This window comes from Faecalibacterium sp. Marseille-Q4137 (assembly GCF_017377535.1).
GTDB classification, from domain to species: domain Bacteria; phylum Bacillota; class Clostridia; order Oscillospirales; family Ruminococcaceae; genus Faecalibacterium; species Faecalibacterium duncaniae.
In genome coordinates this window covers 1-18,493 of the sequence record NZ_JAFREK010000008.1, presented here as the reverse complement: position 1 = coordinate 18,493, position 18,493 = coordinate 1, and the positions used below count along the sequence as shown (strand labels likewise).

Here is an 18,493-nt window from a genome sequence, read left to right as displayed (position 1 = left end):
TACTTTCTTGCCTCTCCTACCAGGAGAGGTGGCATCGCGTCAGCGATGACGGAGAGGTTCTGTAATTACAGCAGGCTCAGTGCTTCCTCATCGGCCACAAGGATGCAGTCGGGGTGCATCTGCAGGATGGAGCCCGGGCACTCGGGGGTCACAGGGCCGGAGACGACCGCCTTGACTGCCTTTGCCTTTGCCAGACCGTTGGCCACCACCAGCACCTTGCGGGCCTGCATGATGGTCTTGATGCCCATGGTGTAGGCCTGCTTGGGCACCAGATCCTCGTTGCCGTCAAAGAAGCGCTTGTTGGCCTCGATGGTGGCAGGGGTCAGATCCACGCAGTGGGTCTCCAGCTCAAAGGCCTCGCCCGGCTCGTTGAAGCCGATGTGGCCGTTGGGGCCAAGGCCCAGCAGCTGCAGGTCGATGCCGCCCACGCTGTGGATGATCTCATTGTACTTTTTGCAGGCATCCGCAGCATCGGGGTTGGTGCCGTCGGGCAGGTGGATGGCCTCGGGGCGGATGTTGACCTTGTCAAACAGGTTCTTGTGCATAAAGCTCCAATAGCTTTCGGGGTGCTCCTTGGGCAGGCCGCGGTACTCGTCCAGATTGACGGTGGTGACCTCAGAGAAATCCAGGTCGCCCTTGTTGTACCAGTCCACCAGCTGAGCGTATGCGCCAACAGGGGTGCCGCCGGTCGCCAGACCCAGCACGCAGTTGGGCTTCATAATGACCTGTGCGGAGATGATGTTGGCAGCCTTGCGGGACATGTCCTTGTAATCTTTTGCACGAATGATCTTCATAATGGGGAACCTCCTGTTATTTTGCTTTGTTGTTTTCAGTATAGCATATTTTCCAGCCAAAAGGGTAGCCGGTTTGTGAACAAAACAAAATGCCGCCGAAAGCGGGGCGTAAACGCCCGCCCTCAGCGGCATTTTTACAGTTTGGGAACGGATGCGGAAGCAACCAGCCTTCCGCACGGAAACGTGCTCAGAAGGATGCTTACAGCATCTTCTTCAGCTCATCATACACGAACTGCACCTTGGTGCCGATGATGACCTGGCAGGTGGTCTTGTCGGGGCGGATGACACCGGCAGCACCGGCAGCCTTCACAGCCTTCTCATCCACAGCGGTGTAGTCCTTAATGGTGAAGCGCAGGCGGGTAGCGCAGTAGTCCACGCTGGAGACGTTCTCCTTGCCGCCGATGGCCTTCAGCACGCCAGCAGCAACCTCAGTATAGTTGTTGTTGGCCAGAACGACCTTCTTCTCAGCCTCTTCGGCATCCTCGTCCTCACGGCCGGGGGTCTTCAGGTCGAACTTGGTGATGGCGAAGTAGAACACGAAGTAGAACACCACGAATGCAGCGATGCCCAGAGGAATGATCATCCAGGTCTTAGCAGCTGCAGGCAGAGAAGCGGAGAACACCAGGTCGGTAGCACCTGCGGAGAAGCAGAAGCCAGCACGGAAACCGGAGTAGTAGGTGATGATGGTGAAGATGCCGTACAGAGCGGAGTACACAACGTACAGCGGGAAGCACAGGAACATGAAGCCGAACTCAAAGGGCTCGGTAACGCCGCAGACGAAGGCGCAGATGGCAGCGGACAGAACCAGACCGATGGCAGCCTTCTTGTTCTTGGCGGTACGGACCATAGCCAGTGCAGCACCGGCGATACCGAACATCATGCAGGGGAAGAAGCCGGACATGTACATACCCAGGCTCCAGCCCACGTCAGCAGAGGTCTCACCTGCCCAGAAGTGGGACAGGTCGCCCAGGCCGATGGTGTCGAACCAGAACACATTGTTCAGAGCGTGGTGCAGGCCGGTGGGGATCAGCAGACGGTTCAGGAAGGCGTAGATGCCAGCACCGATGCCGTCCATGCCTTCGATGCCTCTGCCAATGGCGACCAGTGCATCGAAGATGACGGGCCAGACGAACAGCAGAGCGACAGAAACAACGATGGAGATCAGGCCGGTGGCGATTGCAACGAAGCGCTTGCCGGAGAAGAATGCCAGCCAGTCAGGCATCTGAGTGCTCTTGAACTTGTTGTAGCAGGCTGCACCCACCACAGCGGCCAGGATGCCGATGAAAGAGTTGCCGGCCACCTTCTGGAAAGCGATGTAGGTAGCGGTGCCCTCTTCCAGGGTGCGCACCATGCTGACCACGCCGGGGCTCAGCAGCTGCTGCATCATCAGGTAGCTGACCAGGCCAGCCAGACCAGCGGTACCGTCGTGGTCATCAGCCAGGCCAACGGCTGCGCCGATGGCGAACAGCCATGCCATGTTATCGATCAGAGCGCCGCCTGCCTTGACCAGCAGGAAGCCAACGGTGTAAGCTGCACCGGAAGTTGCAGCACCGGGAACGCCCATGACACCCGGGGCCAGGGCATAACCGAGACCCATCAGGATGCCGCAGATCGGCAGCACAGCGACGGGAAGCATCAGAGCTTTGCCCAGTTTCTGGAGATACTTCATCATAAGACACATTCCTCCTTAAAGAATGTTGTTGTTATGGATGCCTCTGGTTGCAGGCTGTCCATAATTGCGTAACAATATTTTAACACATCCTCCGAAAAAAAGAAATAGGGTTCACGCCCGTTTTCGCAATTTTGCACCAAAAATCCTTGAATTTGCATCTTTCGTGAAAAACTTTTTGGAATTATTGCGCATTTCAGAGCAGGATTCTGAAAAAACTTTTCTTTTGCCCTTTCTTCCCAAACCGCTTGCATCCCGCGCCGGAATCGGGTACTATACTTATAAATAGAAAATACAAGACCCAGGGAGGTTCTTTTTATGGAATGGACTGATATCCGCCTGACCGTGGCCAAGGCCGATGCCGACAACGCCGAGGCCGTTGCCACCATGATCGCCGAAGGCGGCATCTATATCGAGGATTACAGCGACATCGAGCAGCAGGTGGCCGAGATCGCCCATGTGGATCTGATCGAGCAGGAGCTGCTGGACAAGCCCCGCGACACTGTGATCATCCACATGTATCTGGAGCCGGGCGCTTCCCCCGTGGAGACGCTGGCCCTCATTCAGGCCCGGATGGAAGCGGCGGGCATCGCCTACACCGTGGAGACCGAGGGCGTGGAGCAGGAGGACTGGCAGAACGGCTGGCGCAAATACTACCACCCCATGGACATTGGCAAACGGCTGGCCATCGTGCCCTCCTGGCAGGAGTACGACACCGACCGCGTCAAGCTGATCCTTGACCCCGGCCTTGCCTTTGGCACCGGCGGCCACGAGACCACCAGCCTCTGCCTGGAAGCGCTGGACGAGCGGGTCATGGGCGGTGAGCGGGTGCTGGACATCGGCACCGGCAGCGGCATCCTTGCCATTGCCGCCCTCAAGCTGGGCGCAGGCAGTGCCGAGGGCGTGGACATCGACCCCGTGGCCGTGCGCACCGCAGGCGAGAATGCTGCCCTGAACGGCGTGGCCGACAAGCTGACCGTTCTGGTGGGCGACCTGTCCGACAAGGCCAGCGGCAGGTACGATATCATCACCGCCAACATCGTGGCAAACGCCATCATCAGCCTTGCCCCCGCCGTGCCCGGCCTGATGGCCGAAAACGCCACCTTTATTGCCAGCGGCATCATCGACAGCCGCAAGGACGAGGTGATCGCCGCTCTGGAAGCCGCCGGCCTGACCGTGCAGGAAGTGAAGGAGAAGCGCGGCTGGGAGTGCATCGTCTGCAAAAAAGCGTAATTACAGAAGCTTTCATGATTTCTTTCAGCTGGCTTGCCCTCTCCGTCACCTTCGGTGCCACCTCTCCCAAAGGGAGAGGCCTTGGCAAAAAGATGAAGTTTGCGTGGACTGCCAAGGGCTCCCACTTTGGGGGAGCTGGATTTGCGAAGCAAAGACTGAGAGGGCGAGGACGTTTAAGGAGAACCACTATGCCTCACCGTTATTTTACAACCGAAATCTCCAATGGCACCGCCACCCTGCGGGGGGCCGATGCCCATCATCTTTCCCGCGTGATGCGGGGCAAGCTGGGGGACACTGTCATCTTATGTGACGGCAACGCCGTGGAATACACCGCCACCATCACCGGCTTCGGGCCGGAGACGGTGGAGTTCAGCGTGGAGCCGGGCTATCCCAGCGCCGCCGAACCCAGCGTGGAAGTGACCCTGTTCGTGGGTTACCCCAAGCAGGACAAGCTGGAACAGGTCATCCGCCACGGCGTGGAGCTGGGCTGCACCCACTTTGTGCCCTTCTTCAGCCGGTACTGCGTGGCCGCCCCCAAAAAGGAGGAGCAGAAAAACGAGCGCTACAACCGCATCGCCTTTGAAGCCGCCAAACAGTGCGGCCGGGGCGTGCTGCCGGATGTCGCACTGCCCCTGCCCAATTTTGGGGCCCTCTGCCGCAGTCTGGAAGGGTACGATCTCGTGCTCTTCTGCTACGAGCTGGGCGGCGCGCCCCTGCGCCAGCTGCTGGCAGACGCACAGCCTGCCGACGGCCAGCGGCTGAAGATCGCCCTCATCACCGGTGCCGAGGGCGGCTTTGCCGTGGAAGAGGCCGAAATGGCCGCCAATGCAGGTGTGAAAACGGTCGGCCTCGGCCCCCGCATCCTCCGGTGCGAGACCGCCCCGCTGGCGGTGCTCTCTGCCGTGATGACCCTGACAGGCAACTTGGAGTAATTTTTATTTCCACATATACAAAAAGGACGGCGCATGCCGTCCTTTTTGTTTACTTTATTTTCGCGTTCATCAGCGCTTTTTTCACCTCAATGAGGTTTTGCGGGCTGACCGAGAAGCTCCGCAGGCCCAGCTGCAGATATTGCAGGGTGTTGGCCGGATTGCCCACCGCGCTGCCGCAGATGGTCACGGGGATCCCGCCCTCCCGGGCAGCCTCCACTACCATGCGGATGAGCTTTTTCATTGCGTGGCTGGCCGGGCGGTAGTAGCGCTCGGCAATGGAGATATCCCGATCCACCGCGTGGGTGTACTGGGTCAGGTCGTTTGTCTCGATGACAAAGAAATTGCACCCGTGCTCCACGAATTCTTCTGCCGTCAGGCAGGCCGAGGGCACCCCGAACATCACGCCAAAGGGCGTGTTCGGGTCAAACTCCTCCCCGCGCTCCCGCAGCAGCTGGCGGCAGTGCGCTACCAGCCGCATGGCCTCATCCCAATCTTCGAGGTTGGTCACCATGGGGAACATGACCCGCAGGGGGCCGTGGGCTGCCGCCCGGAGCAGGGCGCAGATCTGCGTCTCAAACTGGTGGGTCTGGCGCAGGCTGCTGCGGATGCCCCGCAGGCCCAGCTTGGAGGATTCCAGCCCCCTATGGATATCGGCCATGGCGCGGTCCACACCAAAATCAAAGGTGCGCACTGTCACCACACCGCCCTTTGCGGCGGCAATGCAGGATTGATAGAACACGAACTGCTCCTGCTCGTCCACCGGGCGGCCCGGCAGCATCATATAGCCGCTGCGCAGCAGGCCCACGCCGGAAGCGCCTGCCTGCAGCGCCGATTCAATATCCTCCTGCCCGTAGCAGTTGGCCAGAAGCTCAAACGGCACATCATCCTTTGTCCGGTTGGGCAGGACGCTGATGCGGGCGGCTTCCGCGCTCTCCCACTGCAGCTCACAGATGCGGCTGACCGCCTGCTGGCGGGTGTTGGCATCCGGGTCCAGAATGCACTCGCCGTTGTTGGCATCCAGCACCACGGTGCGGCCGTCGCAATCATCCAGAAACTCCCGTCCCACCTGCACCACGCAGGGAATGTGCATGGCCCGCGCAATGATCGCCGCGTGGCTCTGCTTATTGCCCTCCGAAGTGATGATGCCCAGGATCATCCCCGCCGGAACGCTGAACAGATCGCTGGGCATCAGCATCTCTGCCGCCAGGATCACCGGGTGATCCAGTGCCAGCCAGACCCGGGGACGGTTGGTCAGCACGTTCACCACGCGGCGGGCGGCATCCAGAATATCTGCACTGCGCAGCTGCATGTAGGCGTTGTCCTCCATGGCCGCAAGCTGCTCTGCATAGCGGTTGCCCGCACGGTACATGGCTTCGGCAGCGCTGATGCCCGCCTTGATCTGGAATTTGACCTCGTTCATAAAGCCTTCATCTTCCAGCATCATGCTCTGGAACAGGAAGATGGCCTGCTCCGTGGGGCCGCTGCGGTCTGCCATGCCGTCCAGCTCACGCTGGGCTGTCCTGACAGCGTTTTCCAACAGACGCTGTTCCCGTTCCGCGTTGAACGGCCCGGCAGAAAAATTTTCGTGCCAGCGCTCCAACCGGCTCACCTTTCCCATCACAAGGCCCGGCGAGGCGCTGTGTCCCTGATAGACCTTCATTCCTCGATCACCTCCGGCAGTACCGGCCCGGTAAGGGCACGGCAGACCAATGCCTGCAAGAACGTATTGGGCAGCAGAGCGGCCCGTGCGGCCTGTGCCGCATTGCCGCTGCCCTCAAACAGGGGCGCAAAGCTCTCGATGCGCTCCCGGTCGCATTTTTCCAAAAAGGCTTCCGCCAGTGTCCGGGTGGTATAGAACACGGTGGGGTCCACGCCCGCATCCTCGGCGGCAGCTTCCAGCGGGGCCAGCTGGGCATCCTTCATGTTGGCCAGCAGCAGGGCCGCATCCGCTGTCAGGGTCACGGGGTATTTTTCCCGCACCGCCTTCTGCACCTGCTGGAATTTCCACGCAAAGGCGGCGGCATCCTCACAGCTCTCGGCGCTGGTGGAAACGGCATAGGCGCAGCCCCGCAGGTATCCCATGGCGCGGCGGGTATCGTAGTAGCCCAGCTCCATGTTCCGTCTGGCGGTATCAGGGTCAAAGTGGAGGATATCCCCCAGCTCCCAGTAGCTGCGGATCATAGTGGTGGGCAGGCCGGTGCGGTTGGGCAGGGTGATGCCCACCCCTTCCAGATCAACACAGACCAGTTCCTCCGCGCCCATCTTCTGGGCCAGCGCGGTGGGCATATTGTCCCGGTAGCCGCCATCCAGGAACTGCACCCCGTCGATCTGCTTTGCCCGCAGGGCGGGGAAACAGGCTGCCGAGGCCAGCAGGTAATCCTTTACCTTGCCCGCCGGGATATCCTCCAGCGTCAGCTCCCGGGGCTTCAGCCCCCGCTTTTCCACGGTGACAAGGCCGAACCGGATGGGCGAAGCCCGCAGGGCATCCTCATCCAGCACCCGCTCCACGATCTCTTCCAGCGGAGTCACGTCCATACCGCCGTCCCGCACCACTTCCCGCAGGAAGGCGTGCAGCTCAGAGAGGTCGGCGTTTTCCTCCGGCAGCTCCATCACATCCTGGCTGCGGATGCTCATCCACATATCCCGGGCCGTTTCGTACAGGTCCAGCGCAAACATGGCACCGTTCAGGCTGCCCACACTGGTGCCGGTGATGATCTGGGGCCGCCAGCCCAGCTCGGTCAGGGCACGCCACACACCCACCTGATAGCTGCCGCGCGCACCGCCGCCTGCCAGCACCAGTGCCTTGACCGGGGTATCATTCTGTGCCATCTGGAACGCCTCCTAGTCATTCTTTGGAAATCTGTCAAAAGTATACCATATTTTCCGGAAAAATTCTCCCTGTTTTTGGAACAAAATCCATGGTATAATTTTGTTAACTTGTGTGAAACGATGGTGGAGGTAAAACAATGCACTGCAACAACTGGATCTTTGATATGGACGGCACCCTGACCGACAGCATGACCGTGGTATGGGAGGGCGCGCCCGATGCCCTGCTGGCCCGCTATGGCCGCACCCCAAAATCCGACCTCCACAAAACGCTCCTGACCATGGGCATGGCCGATGGCGCGGCCTACCTCATCCGGGAGTATGACCTGCCCCTAAAAATGGAGGACTACAACGATGTGATGTGGGATGTTATCACCAAGCTCTACGAGACCGTGGAGCTCAAGCCCGGCGTGCGGGAGCTGCTGGCCCGCCTGAAGGCCGAGGGTGCCCACATGTGCATCTGCTCCAACACCTGGAACGCCCAGTGCCGCACCGTGCTCACCCGTTTGGGCATCGATGAATATTTCGACTTCTATGTGGAGGCACAGGGGGCGCTCCACAAGAGCAGGCCGGATGTATTTTTCCAGACCCTTACACGCCTGGGCGGCACTGACCCCGACCGGTGCGTTGTCTGTGAGGATTCCCTCTACGCCGCCTGCACCGCCCACGATGCAGGCTTCCACGTCATCGGCATCGCCGATGCCGCCAGCAAGTCCGATGAGCCCGCCCTGCGGGAGGTCAGCGACCAGTTCCTGACCGACTGGACGGAGCTGGACTGGGACAAAGTATGACCCCTGCACCATGCAGAAAGCGGCCCGCAGAAGCAGGCCGCTTTCTTTTTGTATGATAGACCTATCCTTCCAGAAACGCCCGGAACGCCGCCCTTACGGCGGGCTCACGCCCCCGGGGGATGGGCACCCGTGCCCCACTGCGCATCCAGAGCTCTCCGGCGGAGAGCTGGGCGGCGGCGGCAAGGTTGACCACATAGGAGCGGTGGGGCTGCAAAAAACGGGCATCGGCCAGCAGGGGCTTTGCCACCTCGGAAAAGGGGACCCGCAGGGAGAGGGAGGCCACGTCCTCGCCGCTGGCAAGGTGGTAGTGCACCACATGGTGGGTGCACTCCAGATACTCGATGTCCGCAAAGGGCAGGGCCCGCAGGCCCATAGCCGTGGTGACCGGGATGACCGGGCCGTATTCCGGCTCGGTGGCCCGGTCCAGCAGGGCTGTCAGCTGCTCCGGACGGAACGGGATATGCAGGTACTGCATCGCGTCCACCCGGAACGCTTCGTAGGCATAGGCCGTGGTGTGGGCCAGAAAGGCCAGCGGGGCCCGCACACCCCGGCGGCGCAGCTCTGCAGCCGCCTGCAGGCCGCTGCACGGGTTGGCGGCAGGCAGCTCAATGAGGTAGAGCTCGTACCGGGAGCCCGCTTCCTCCTGCTGCAGCAGGGCCGCTGTGCTTTCCAGCTGCTCCACGATGCAGGCATCGGCCCGGCGGGCATAATATTCCATGCAGTGGCGCTGCACCCGGCCCCGCAGCACAGGGTCCGGGCTGCACACCGCAATGTGAAAGATCATATCCGCTCCTCCTTTCTCTCTGCACAGCGCTTGATTTTTGCGCCATGAGGGAGTATTATGGACGAAAAAAGAAATGGGGGACACCGCCATGGATCAGCCGCTCGTCAGCATCATCCTGCCCGTATACAACGCTCAGAATCATCTGGCCCGCTGCATCGGCAGCATCCTGAACCAGACCTATAAAAACATCGAACTCATCATCCTGAACGATGGCTCCAAGGATCACAGCCTGCCCGTATGTGAGGAATTCCGCGCCAAGGACAGCCGCATCGTGCTGGTGGACAAGGAGAACTCCGGCGTGTCCGACACCCGCAACCTGGGCCTGAAGCTGGCCGGGGGCGAGTATGTCCAGTTCGTGGACAGCGATGACTACATCGACCCGGACTTCACCCAGCATCTGGTGGAAGCCGCCGAGACGCACCACGCAGACCTTGTGATTGCGCCATACAAGATGGTGATCCCCGCCGGGGCCACAAAGCCCGAGCAGGTGCTGGAAAAGCTGGAGGACAATCTGGGCGTGATGAGTGTTGCCCGGCCCCCTGAGGTGCGGGAATACGGTTTCCTGCCCGCCGGGGTCTACGACAAGGACACCTTTGCCCTGCGGCTGATGGACAAGCCCGCCTCCTACTTTTACAGCGTGCTCTGGAACAAGCTCTACCGCCGCATCCTGCTCACCGGCAATGACATCCAGTTCACCAGCGAGCTGAAATGGGCCGAGGATCTGGTGTTCAACATGCAGTATATCCAGTATGCCGAGGCCTTCGTCTCCATTGACAAAGCCGGTTACTACTACGTCCAGAATCCCCAGAGCATCTGCCACACCCAGATCAACCCGGCCTCCATCGTGCAGAACAAGATCCAGACGTTCCGGTATTATAAAGACCTCTACACCCGCCTTGGAATGTACGAGGAGGTGCGGCCCCAGCTGTATAAGTTCCTGGTGGATATCGCCGAGAGCACCTACCCCTCCGGCCCCTTCAAAAAGATCATTGAGGAAGCCAAGGAATATTGGAAAAACCGGAAAGAATAAACCAAAATCGGGAGACCCCCTGCGGGGTCTCCCTTTTTGTGGTTATGCTCCGATGGCAGCGCACTTCTTTGCCAGCCAATCCCGCTCTTCTTCATTCAGGCGGGGAGCCAGCTTCTCAAACACTTCGCGGTGGTAGGCGTTCAGCCAGTCCAGCTCGTCCCGGGTCAGGACACCGGGCACCACAGGAGAGGTGGCAATGGGCACAAAGGTCAGCGGACGGAAGGCCAGGAAGGTGCCGTACTGGTTGTCGGCCTTGTGGTAACACTCCAGCTCGTTCTCAATGCGGATACCCACCTGACCGGCCTCGTACACGCCCGGCTCATCGGTGATGATCATGCCCGGCTGGAACACCGTGGTGTTGCGGCCGTTCAGGGCGTGGGGACCCTCGTGGACGTTGCCCACAAAGCTGACGCTGTGGCCGGTGCCGCAGCGGTAGTTGATGAGGTGCTGCCACAGTGGCTCACGGGCGATGGTATCCAGCATGTGGCCGTCGCAGTAGTTCAGCCAGACAGCCTTTGCAATGTCGATGTGGCACTGCAGGGTCCAGGTGTAGAACAGCTTTTCGTCCTCAGTCAGCTCACCCAACGGGTAGGTACGGGTGATATCGGTGGTGCCGTCCAGATAGGTGGCACCGCTGTCCACCAGCAGGAAGCCCTTGCGCTCCAGCTTGGCATGGTCCTCCTCGGTGGCGTGGTAGTGCATCATGGCAGCGTTTCCACCGTAGGCGGCAATGGTGCCAAAGCTCTCCACGATGAATTTGTCCTGTGCAGAGCGGTACTTGTGGAGGATCTCGTCCACGGTCAGCTCGGTCAGCTCTTCCCCGGCAGCCAGACGCTCTTCCAGCTCCTTCTGGAACCGCACCATGGCAACCGCATCCCGCAGATGGGCTTCGCGGTCGTGAGCCAGCTCGACCTCATTCTTCACACCCTTCATGGGCAGCAGGGGATCGGCCTCATCCTTCACGGTCAGGGCGGCGTTGTTCTGCAGGGTCTCGTAAACGGCAAAGTTCACAGATGCAGGGTCAGCCAGCACGGTCTGGGGCTCGGTCTCAGCGGCCAGGAACTTGAGCACGTCATCGTACTCCTGGATCTCCACGCCGTTGGCCTTGAGCTCTGCGGCAGCTTCCGCGCCCAGACGTGCAGTGTTGATGAAGAGCACCGCGCGCTCCGGGGTCACATAGCAGTAAGACATGGCATAGGGAGTGCACTGGATATCCATGGCACGCAGGTTCAGCAGCCAGGCCAGATTATCCAGCTTGCCCACCAGCTGTGCGGTGCAGCCCAGCTCCTTGAGTTTGCCGCGCAGGCGCTCCAGCTTTTCGGCAGGGGAGAAGCCTGCATACTCCTTGGGCAGGATCCATGCCGGGGTGGCAGGCAGGGCGGGGCGGCCCTCGGTCCACAGCTCATCCTCAAGGTTCAGGGTCTTGATGGTGCCCTTCTTGGCATCCAGCTTCTTCTGCACGCCGCGCACCAGCCCGCAGGAAGCGGTCAGGCCGCACAGGCCCAGCACGCCGTTCTCAGGCAGCACCTTGCCGCAGTATTCCTCCACGGTGGGCACGCCCGGCTCACCCATCCGCATCAGCTGGATCTCGGTACCGGCGATCTCCTTTTCGGCCTGCACAAAGTAGCGGCCGTCTGCCCAGACAGCGCTCTCGGTGGGGGTGACGACGAAGTTGGAGTTCTCGCCGTGGAAGCCGGAGAAATAAGTCAGGGAGGTGTAATGGTCGGGCAGGTACTCGCTGGAATGCGGGTCACCCACCGGGATCAGATAAACGTCCACGCCGTTGGCCTTCATGGCAGCCCGCAGGGCAGCCAGACGCTCAGGAACCGTGTTCATGCTCATAATAAAAAGCCTTCTTTCTTCCATCTATCTGCCGGAAAAACGTCCGGCGGCGGGAGTCACTGTGTCCTATTGTACCATCACTCCGGGCAGAATGCAATTCACCGGCAGCGAAAAGCCCCCGCCGGGGCATCAGCACTCAGGCGGGGGCAGAAAGCACGGTCACTGCACATTCTTTTTTGCAAGATCTTTGGTATACAGGGCACGGGTGGCGTTCAGCACAGCCAGCACCATCACGCCCACATCGGCGAAGATGGCGGTCCACATACTGGCCAGACCCAGCGCACCCAGCACCAGGCAGGCGAACTTGATTGCCAAAGCAAACACGATGTTCTGATACACGATGCGCAGGGTGCGGCGGGCAATGCGCATGGCCAGCGCGATCTTGGCCGGGTCATCATCCATCAGGACAACGTCAGCGGCCTCGATGGCGGCATCGGAGCCCAGAGCACCCATGGCGATGCCCACATCGGCACGGGACAAAACCGGGGCATCGTTGATGCCGTCGCCCACAAAAGCGAGGTTTTCTTTGGGCTGCTTTGCGGCGAGGAGCGTTTCGATCTGGTCCACCTTGTCGCCGGGCAGCAGGCCTGCATGGTATTCATCCAGACCCAGCTCGGCGGAAACGGCCTTTGCCACAGGCTCCGCGTCGCCGGTCAGCATGACCGTCTTGCGGACACCGGCCTGTTTCAGGCCCTTGATGGCAGCAGCACTGTGAGGTTTGACCACATCAGCGATGAGCAGATAGCCTGCATATCTGCCCTCCATGGCAACATGGACGATGGTGCCCGGCTCGGTGATCTCGGGAACCGTCAGGCCCAGCTTTGCCATCAGGCGGGCGTTGCCGGCAGCGACGGTTTTGTCGTCCACCTTTGCGGTCACGCCGTGGCCGCCCAGCTCCTGCACATCGGTCACACGGCTGGGGTCAATGTCCTTGCCGTAAGCGTTCTTGATGCTCAGGGAGATGGGGTGCTTGGACCAGCTCTCGGCCAGAGCGGCGGCTTCCACAAGGGCATCCCCGGTCACGCCGTTTTCGGGGTGGATGCCCACCACCTTGAAGGTACCCTGGGTCAGGGTGCCGGTCTTATCAAACACCACGATGCCGGTGCGGGCCAGCTCCTCCAGATAGGTGGAGCCCTTGACCAGGATGCCGCAGGCGGACGCGCCGCCGATGCCGCCGAAGAAGCTCAGCGGGATGGAGATGACCAGAGCGCAGGGGCAGCTGATGACCAGGAAGGTCAGGGCGCGGTAGACCCAGTCACCGAAGCGGGCGGGCTGGCCCATCAGCAGCAGAACGATGGGGGGAACAAAGGCCAGCGCCAGTGCGCCGTAGCAGACGGCGGGGGTGTAGACCCGGGCAAAGCGGGTGATGAAGTTCTCGGTGCGGGCCTTTTTCATGCTGGAATTTTCCACCAGGTCGAGGATCTTGGAAACGGTGGATTCGCCGAACTCCTTGGTGGTCCGCACCTTCAGCAGGCCGGTCATGTTCACACAGCCGCTGATGACCTCATCGCCGGAACGGACATCCCGGGGCAGGCTCTCGCCGGTCAGGGCGGCGGTGTTCAGGGCAGAAGTTCCCTCCACGATGATGCCATCAATGGGCACCCGCTCGCCGGGCTGGACCACGATCACAGTGCCCACCTCCACATCATCGGGGTCCACCTGCTCCAGCCTGCCGTCCTCGCCCTCAACATTGGCGTAATCGGGGCGGATATCCATCAGGCTGGAAATGCTCTGGCGGCTCTTGCCCACGGCCACGCTCTGGAACAGCTCGCCGATCTGGTAGAAGATGATAACGGCACAGCCCTCCACATAATCGCCCAGCGCAAACGCGCCCACGGTGGCAACGGCCATCAGGAAGCACTCGTCAAAGGGCTGGCGGTTCTTGATGCCCAGCAGTGCCTTGCGGAGCACATCCCAGCCGACCACCAGATAGGGGATGCAGTAGAGCAGCAGCTCCACCGGCGTGGGGAACTGGGGCAGCAATTTGAGGATGAGCACCAGCACCAGAGCAGCAATGATCCGGTACAGGTTCTTCTTCTGCTTTTTATTCATATCTGTACTCTCCTTTTTTCTGGGTTCTGGGCCGCAATGCGCCGCGGCGGGCGGGGTGGATTCAACAGGTTTTCCCCACGGGATAGACTTTTCCACGTTTTCCCCTGAGTTTTCCACGGACTTTTCCCGGAGAAAACCTGCTTTTTCGCGTTTCTTTTTGCACTTTTTCGCAGAAGCTGTTGAAAACCCGGTGGAAACTGTTGAAAACCCGTTTTCTTTTCCACAGTTTCCTACACCGGCTTTTGGGCCGTTCTGCCCGAAAAATGCGTCACAAAAAGCTCCCCCACAGGGGAGCCGCACTGGAGTTACAAACCCCTGTTTCCTCAGATATCAAAGATCTCGCAGTCGTCCTCGACCTTTTTGCAGGCAGCCAGAACATTCACCATGGTGTTGTGGGGGTCTGCACCCTCAGCAAACTCAACCTTCATCTTCTGGGTCATAAAGCTGACGGTAGCCTGTGCCACGCCTGCAACGGTGTTGGCGGCATCCTCCATCTTCTGGGCGCAGTTTGCGCAGTCAACTTCGATCTTGTAGCTCTTCTTCATTATAAGTACCTCTCTTTATTTTATATGGACCTCTCAGGCACGCCTTGTGCGCCCGGAGGCTTTGTACTGCGTTTTCCGTTTACTCCTCAATGTGGTCCATGCCCATCGAGAGGATGCTTCTCACATGGTCATCATCCAGTGCATAGTAAACGGTTTTGCCATCCCGGCGGAAGCGCACCAGCTTGGTATCCTTGAGCACCCGGAGCTGGTGGCTCACTGCCGACTGGCTCAGCTGCACCGCATTGGCAATGTCCTGCACGCAGAGTTCATTGTCATGCAGCGCATATAAGATCTTGATGCGGGTGGAGTCGCCGAACACCCGGAACAGGTCGGCCAGCTCATACAGCACCTCGTCATCCGGCATCACCACCGGTTCCGTGTTTTCCTGCCCCGCCGGGGTCATTTGCTCCAATCCGATCATGTCCGTTCTCCTTTTGCTGCGTTTTACATGAACGTCTGCTCATGTGTTCATATTATCATGCAGAAGAGCTTCTGTCAAGGGGTTTTGCAAAGATTTCCGCATTCCTCTTAAAATCATCGAAAAAAGCCGCAAAAAACGCCCAAACGGAGGGAGATTTGCAGAAAAAAACGCCCAAACAGGTGCATCTGTGCCAAAAGTGTGGTATTCTAACAATGTATTTTCAAAATTTTCGCCTTCGGGCATCTGGAAAGGACGTATTTTTATGTTGGAAGCTGGAATCCGCGGCGAGCAGAGTGTCGCCGTTACTTCCGAGAACACCGCAAAGACCATGGGCAGCGGCACGCTGGACGTGTTTGCCACCCCCGCGCTGGTGGCACTGGCCGAAAAGACCTGCTGGATGAGCGTTGCCGCCGCGCTGGACGAGGGCTGCGGCACCGTGGGCACCCGGCTGGAGCTGGAGCACAGCGCCCCCACCCCTGTGGGCATGACCGTGACCTGCGAGAGTGAGCTGACCGCCGTGGAGGGCCGCAAGCTGGTGTTCAAGGTCTCCCTGCACGACGAGAAAGGCCCTGTGGGCGGCGGCGTGCACGAGCGGTTCATCATCAACAACGCCAAGTTTGCCGCAAAGGCAGAGAGCAAAAAGGGGTAACGGCCTCGCCCTCTCAGTCAGCGCCGTTGGCGCTGCCAGCTCCCCCAAAGGGGGAGCCTTTGGCATTGTGGGCAGGCTGACCGTGCAGATACAGCGGCACTCTGTCCTCTTCCATCACCTGCGCTTCCGCCTTTTGCTGGGCGGCGGTCAGCAGGCGGATGGCCTGTTCGTTGGCGCGGAACAGCTCAAAATACAGCGCTTTATAATCCGGCGTGGCGGCGGCCCCCTTTCCGTTTGCAATAGGGATAGTCTGCCCCGGGCCGGGACAAAAAATCAAGTGAGGAATCATTTATGAAAAAGACAAATCTCTCCTGGGTGGGGGCACTGCTGGTGTTTGCCCTGCTGCTGTGGTGCACCGCAGCCACCCCCGGCACCATTGCCGACCCGGCCAGCTACGCCCCCGCGGTGTACAGCTCCATGCTTTCCCTGCTGCCGCCGGTGGTGGCCATTGTGCTGGCCCTGAACACCAAGGAGGTCTACACCTCCCTGCTGGTGGGCATTGCCACCGGCGCGCTGCTCTTTGCCAACGGCAACCTGGAGCTGGCGCTCAACACCCTGTTTTTCAACGAGGACGGCGGCATGGTTGCCAAGCTCTCTGACAGCAGCAACGTGGGCATTCTGGTTTTTCTGGTGATGCTGGGCATTCTGGTGGCCCTGATGAACAAGGCCGGCGGCAGCGCCGCCTTTGGCCGCTGGGCTTCCACCCACATCCACACCCGGGCCGGGGCGCAGTTTGCCACCCTGATTCTGGGTATGCTCATTTTTGTGGACGACTACTTCAACTGCCTGACCGTTGGCTCTGTGATGCGCCCCGTGACCGACCGGCAGAAGGTCTCCCGCGCAAAGCTGGCCTACCTCATTGATTCCACCGCCGCGCCCATCTGCATCATTGCGCCGGTGTCCAGCTGGGCCGCCGCCGTTACTTCCAGCGTGCCCGAGGGCTCCGGCATCAACGGTTTTACCATGTTCCTGCGCACCATCCCCTATAACTATTACGCCCTGCTGACCATTGTGATGAGCCTGTTCCTCATCTTCACGGGCACGGACTACTGCTCCATGAAGCAGCACGAGGACAACGCCCGGGCCGGTGACCTTTTCACCACGGCCGACCGCCCCTACGGCGACGATGTGGATGCCGAGGACGATGCCCACGGCCATGTCATTGATCTGGTGGCCCCGGTGCTGGTGCTGATCGCGGCCTGCATCTTTGGCCTGATCTACACCGGCGGCTTCTTTGAGGGCGTGGACTTCATCACCGCCTTCTCCGACTGCAACGCCTCCGCCGGTCTGGTGCTGGGCAGCAGCATTGCCCTGATGTTCACCTTTGTGTTCTACCGTGTCCGCAGCGTGATGACGTTCCAGGATTTTGCCGCCTGCATCCCCGAGGGCTTCAAGGCCATGGTCAGCCCCATGCTGATCCTGACCCTGGCCTGGACGCTTTCCGGCATGACCAACCTGCTGGGTGCAAAATATTACGTTGCCAACCTGCTGGGCGGCTCCGCTGCCGCCCTGCAGTACCTGCTGCCGGTCATCATCTTCCTGGTGGCGGTGTTCCTGGCCTTTGCCACCGGCACCTCCTGGGGCACCTTCTCCATCCTGATCCCCATTGTCTGCCACGCTTTCCCCCAGGGCGAGATGCTGGTGGTCTCCATTGCGGCCTGCCTGTCCGGCGCTGTGTGCGGCGACCACTGCTCTCCCATTTCCGACACCACCATCATGGCCTCTGCCGGTGCGCATTGCAGCCATGTGAACCATGTTTCCACCCAGCTGCCCTACGCCATTACCGCCGCTTCCTGCTCTGCCGCGTGCTATGTGATCACCGGCCTGACCCAGATGTTCCTGGGCAGCAGCGCCAGCCTGTGGACCTCGCTGATCCTGCTGGGCGTTGCCATTGTGCTGGAGCTGGTGGTGCTGAACATTCTGCGCGTAAAGCTGGGCAAAAAGACCAAAGCGTGATATACTAAAGGAAATTGAGTGTTCGAAGGGAGACCGTACCATGCTGGAAAAAGCATTCAACGATGTCTATACCAAGTTCAAGCTCCATTTCTACCAGAACGTGTTCCAGCGCTTTGCCACCCGTGAGGCGACCCTGACCACGGTGGAATCCTTTTGCATGGAGGGCATTATGGCCATGGGGGAGCCCACCATTGCGGAGTTTTCCCGGATGATGCAGATCTCCACCCCCAACGCGGCGTATAAGATCGGCTCGCTGGTGCGCAAGGGCTATGTGGAAAAGATCCAGTCCACCACCGACCGCCGGGAGTATCACCTGCGGCCCACCCAGAAGTATATCGACTACTACAACATCAGCTACTCCTACCTGAGCACGGTGGTCCAGCGGGTGAACAAGCGCTTCCCCAAAGAGGACGTGAAGAAGCTGGAACAGATGCTGACCATCATCAGCAACGAGCTGATGCCCGAGCTGAACCTGGAAAACAACCCGGAGGCTCCGGAGGAAAAGAAAACCGCGCGCTGAGCCGCACCCTTCCGGAAACCCCGGAAGCCCGTGCGCCGACCCCGCACAGCCAGACAGGGCTGCCCCACAGAGATGTGGAGCAGCCCTGTTTTTTTCTGCCGGAACGGGCCATGCGGCCAACAAAAAAAGCCCCGGAGGGCTTGCGGGACCCTCCGGGGCGAGGCAGCGGCGTGCGGGCCCGCTGCCTCAGGGAATAGCGATTGGCAGGAGATTCTGGAAAGTAACTTTTTGGGGGAATCGTTAAGGAATGTGATGCATGGCCCAAAGGGTCAGCGGGGTGGCTGCCTGGGGCCTTTGGGGGTTGGGGTTCAGTGCTGGGACTTGTAGAACATGGCCTTGCGCTTGCGCTCCATCCAATATCCCGCTGCAGACAGCACCATGCCTGCGCCCAGCATCAGGTCTGCCAGCCAGCCGCTGGTGCCGGTCTGGATCAGCTTGGCATCCTGCAC

The 18,493-nt window shown here is 60.3% G+C and carries 17 protein-coding genes; 7 read left to right on the top strand and 10 right to left on the bottom strand.

Translation table 11 applies throughout. The annotated features are described in order from the left end of the window. Positions 1-65: 65 nt before the first annotated feature. Positions 66-794, bottom strand: a complete 729-nt coding sequence (nagB, locus tag J3353_RS04970) for a glucosamine-6-phosphate deaminase (protein ID WP_035393193.1) — start codon at positions 792-794, stop codon at positions 66-68. Positions 795-993: 199 nt separating this feature from the next. Then, positions 994-2,466: a PTS transporter subunit EIIC gene (locus tag J3353_RS04965; protein WP_156066334.1), complete on the bottom strand. Its 1,473-nt coding sequence runs from the start codon at positions 2,464-2,466 to the stop codon at positions 994-996. A 315-nt stretch (positions 2,467-2,781) separates the two neighbouring features. On the opposite strand from J3353_RS04965, the gene prmA reads away from it, so the two are divergent. Together prmA and J3353_RS04955 are read left to right on the top strand one after the other, a co-directional pair. Then, entirely contained in the window at positions 2,782-3,696 is a 915-nt protein-coding gene (prmA, locus tag J3353_RS04960; RefSeq protein WP_207684302.1) for a 50S ribosomal protein L11 methyltransferase, read from the top strand. Between the two features lie 188 nt (positions 3,697-3,884). After that, on the top strand, positions 3,885-4,628 hold the full coding sequence (locus tag J3353_RS04955) for a 16S rRNA (uracil(1498)-N(3))-methyltransferase (RefSeq protein ID WP_097769788.1): 744 nt from the start codon (positions 3,885-3,887) through the stop codon (positions 4,626-4,628). Between the two features lie 49 nt (positions 4,629-4,677). Here the strand turns inward: J3353_RS04955 and J3353_RS04950 are convergent, their stop codons facing one another. Both J3353_RS04950 and J3353_RS04945 read right to left on the bottom strand, forming a co-directional pair. Beyond that, complete coding sequence (locus tag J3353_RS04950) at positions 4,678-6,288, bottom strand: phosphoenolpyruvate--protein phosphotransferase (RefSeq protein WP_207684301.1); 1,611 nt, start codon at positions 6,286-6,288, stop codon at positions 4,678-4,680. Next, on the bottom strand, positions 6,285-7,457 hold the full coding sequence (locus J3353_RS04945) for a patatin-like phospholipase family protein (RefSeq protein WP_005928713.1): 1,173 nt from the start codon (positions 7,455-7,457) through the stop codon (positions 6,285-6,287). The genes J3353_RS04950 and J3353_RS04945 overlap by 4 nt, the downstream gene beginning before the upstream one ends. A 137-nt stretch (positions 7,458-7,594) precedes the next feature. Between J3353_RS04945 and J3353_RS04940 the strand changes: the two genes are divergently transcribed. Beyond that, positions 7,595-8,245 (top strand): HAD family phosphatase, encoded by a 651-nt coding sequence (locus J3353_RS04940; protein WP_207684300.1) that lies wholly within the window; start codon positions 7,595-7,597, stop codon positions 8,243-8,245. 61 nt (positions 8,246-8,306) lie between these two features. Here the strand turns inward: J3353_RS04940 and J3353_RS04935 are convergent, their stop codons facing one another. Beyond that, positions 8,307-9,029 (bottom strand): LytTR family DNA-binding domain-containing protein, encoded by a 723-nt coding sequence (locus tag J3353_RS04935; protein WP_207684299.1) that lies wholly within the window; start codon positions 9,027-9,029, stop codon positions 8,307-8,309. 88 nt (positions 9,030-9,117) lie between these two features. On the opposite strand from J3353_RS04935, the gene J3353_RS04930 reads away from it, so the two are divergent. Further along, positions 9,118-10,059, top strand: coding sequence for a glycosyltransferase (locus J3353_RS04930; RefSeq protein WP_035393431.1), 942 nt, complete (start codon positions 9,118-9,120; stop codon positions 10,057-10,059). A 42-nt stretch (positions 10,060-10,101) separates the two neighbouring features. Here J3353_RS04930 and J3353_RS04925 read toward each other — a convergent pair whose 3' ends face one another. The 4 genes from J3353_RS04925 to J3353_RS04910 form a co-directional block, all read right to left on the bottom strand. Then, complete coding sequence (locus tag J3353_RS04925) at positions 10,102-11,901, bottom strand: aminopeptidase P family N-terminal domain-containing protein (protein WP_207684298.1); 1,800 nt, start codon at positions 11,899-11,901, stop codon at positions 10,102-10,104. Positions 11,902-12,060: 159 nt separating this feature from the next. Further along, a complete protein-coding gene (locus tag J3353_RS04920; RefSeq protein WP_207684297.1) occupies positions 12,061-13,953 on the bottom strand; it encodes a heavy metal translocating P-type ATPase in 1,893 nt (630 codons plus the stop codon). A gap of 323 nt (positions 13,954-14,276) precedes the next feature. Then, positions 14,277-14,498: a cation transporter gene (locus J3353_RS04915; RefSeq protein WP_117476568.1), complete on the bottom strand. Its 222-nt coding sequence runs from the start codon at positions 14,496-14,498 to the stop codon at positions 14,277-14,279. Positions 14,499-14,577: 79 nt separating this feature from the next. Further along, positions 14,578-14,919 carry a metalloregulator ArsR/SmtB family transcription factor gene (locus tag J3353_RS04910; protein ID WP_005928738.1) on the bottom strand — a complete coding sequence of 114 codons (342 nt, stop codon included), beginning with the start codon at positions 14,917-14,919 and terminating at the stop codon, positions 14,578-14,580. A 262-nt stretch (positions 14,920-15,181) separates the two neighbouring features. Here J3353_RS04910 and J3353_RS04905 point away from each other — a divergent pair, with 262 nt between their 5' ends. Next, positions 15,182-15,568, top strand: coding sequence for a thioesterase family protein (locus J3353_RS04905; RefSeq protein ID WP_005928748.1), 387 nt, complete (start codon positions 15,182-15,184; stop codon positions 15,566-15,568). 13 nt (positions 15,569-15,581) lie between these two features. Here J3353_RS04905 and J3353_RS04900 read toward each other — a convergent pair whose 3' ends face one another. Then, complete coding sequence (locus tag J3353_RS04900; RefSeq protein ID WP_143405622.1) at positions 15,582-15,845, bottom strand: hypothetical protein; 264 nt, start codon at positions 15,843-15,845, stop codon at positions 15,582-15,584. Positions 15,846-15,859: 14 nt separating this feature from the next. On the opposite strand from J3353_RS04900, the gene J3353_RS04895 reads away from it, so the two are divergent. Together J3353_RS04895 and J3353_RS04890 are read left to right on the top strand one after the other, a co-directional pair. Then, positions 15,860-17,524, top strand: coding sequence for a Na+/H+ antiporter NhaC family protein (locus J3353_RS04895; protein ID WP_117535458.1), 1,665 nt, complete (start codon positions 15,860-15,862; stop codon positions 17,522-17,524). 40 nt (positions 17,525-17,564) lie between these two features. Next, complete coding sequence (locus J3353_RS04890) at positions 17,565-18,044, top strand: MarR family winged helix-turn-helix transcriptional regulator (RefSeq protein WP_005928757.1); 480 nt, start codon at positions 17,565-17,567, stop codon at positions 18,042-18,044. Positions 18,045-18,493: the final 449 nt, after the last annotated feature.

Bases quoted from the DNA above. Each gene is read 5' to 3' on its own strand.
- nagB (WP_035393193.1), bottom strand. From the start codon at position 794: ATGAAGATCATTCGTGCAAAAGATTACAAGGACATGTCCCGCAAGGCT.
- J3353_RS04965 (WP_156066334.1), bottom strand. From the start codon at position 2,466: ATGATGAAGTATCTCCAGAAACTGGGCAAAGCTCTGATGCTTCCCGTC.
- prmA (WP_207684302.1), top strand. From the start codon at position 2,782: ATGGAATGGACTGATATCCGCCTGACCGTGGCCAAGGCCGATGCCGAC.
- J3353_RS04955 (WP_097769788.1), top strand. From the start codon at position 3,885: ATGCCTCACCGTTATTTTACAACCGAAATCTCCAATGGCACCGCCACC.
- J3353_RS04950 (WP_207684301.1), bottom strand. From the start codon at position 6,288: ATGAAGGTCTATCAGGGACACAGCGCCTCGCCGGGCCTTGTGATGGGA.
- J3353_RS04945 (WP_005928713.1), bottom strand. From the start codon at position 7,457: ATGGCACAGAATGATACCCCGGTCAAGGCACTGGTGCTGGCAGGCGGC.
- J3353_RS04940 (WP_207684300.1), top strand. From the start codon at position 7,595: ATGCACTGCAACAACTGGATCTTTGATATGGACGGCACCCTGACCGAC.
- J3353_RS04935 (WP_207684299.1), bottom strand. From the start codon at position 9,029: ATGATCTTTCACATTGCGGTGTGCAGCCCGGACCCTGTGCTGCGGGGC.
- J3353_RS04930 (WP_035393431.1), top strand. From the start codon at position 9,118: ATGGATCAGCCGCTCGTCAGCATCATCCTGCCCGTATACAACGCTCAG.
- J3353_RS04925 (WP_207684298.1), bottom strand. From the start codon at position 11,901: ATGAGCATGAACACGGTTCCTGAGCGTCTGGCTGCCCTGCGGGCTGCC.
- J3353_RS04920 (WP_207684297.1), bottom strand. From the start codon at position 13,953: ATGAATAAAAAGCAGAAGAAGAACCTGTACCGGATCATTGCTGCTCTG.
- J3353_RS04915 (WP_117476568.1), bottom strand. From the start codon at position 14,498: ATGAAGAAGAGCTACAAGATCGAAGTTGACTGCGCAAACTGCGCCCAG.
- J3353_RS04910 (WP_005928738.1), bottom strand. From the start codon at position 14,919: ATGATCGGATTGGAGCAAATGACCCCGGCGGGGCAGGAAAACACGGAA.
- J3353_RS04905 (WP_005928748.1), top strand. From the start codon at position 15,182: ATGTTGGAAGCTGGAATCCGCGGCGAGCAGAGTGTCGCCGTTACTTCC.
- J3353_RS04895 (WP_117535458.1), top strand. From the start codon at position 15,860: ATGAAAAAGACAAATCTCTCCTGGGTGGGGGCACTGCTGGTGTTTGCC.
- J3353_RS04890 (WP_005928757.1), top strand. From the start codon at position 17,565: ATGCTGGAAAAAGCATTCAACGATGTCTATACCAAGTTCAAGCTCCAT.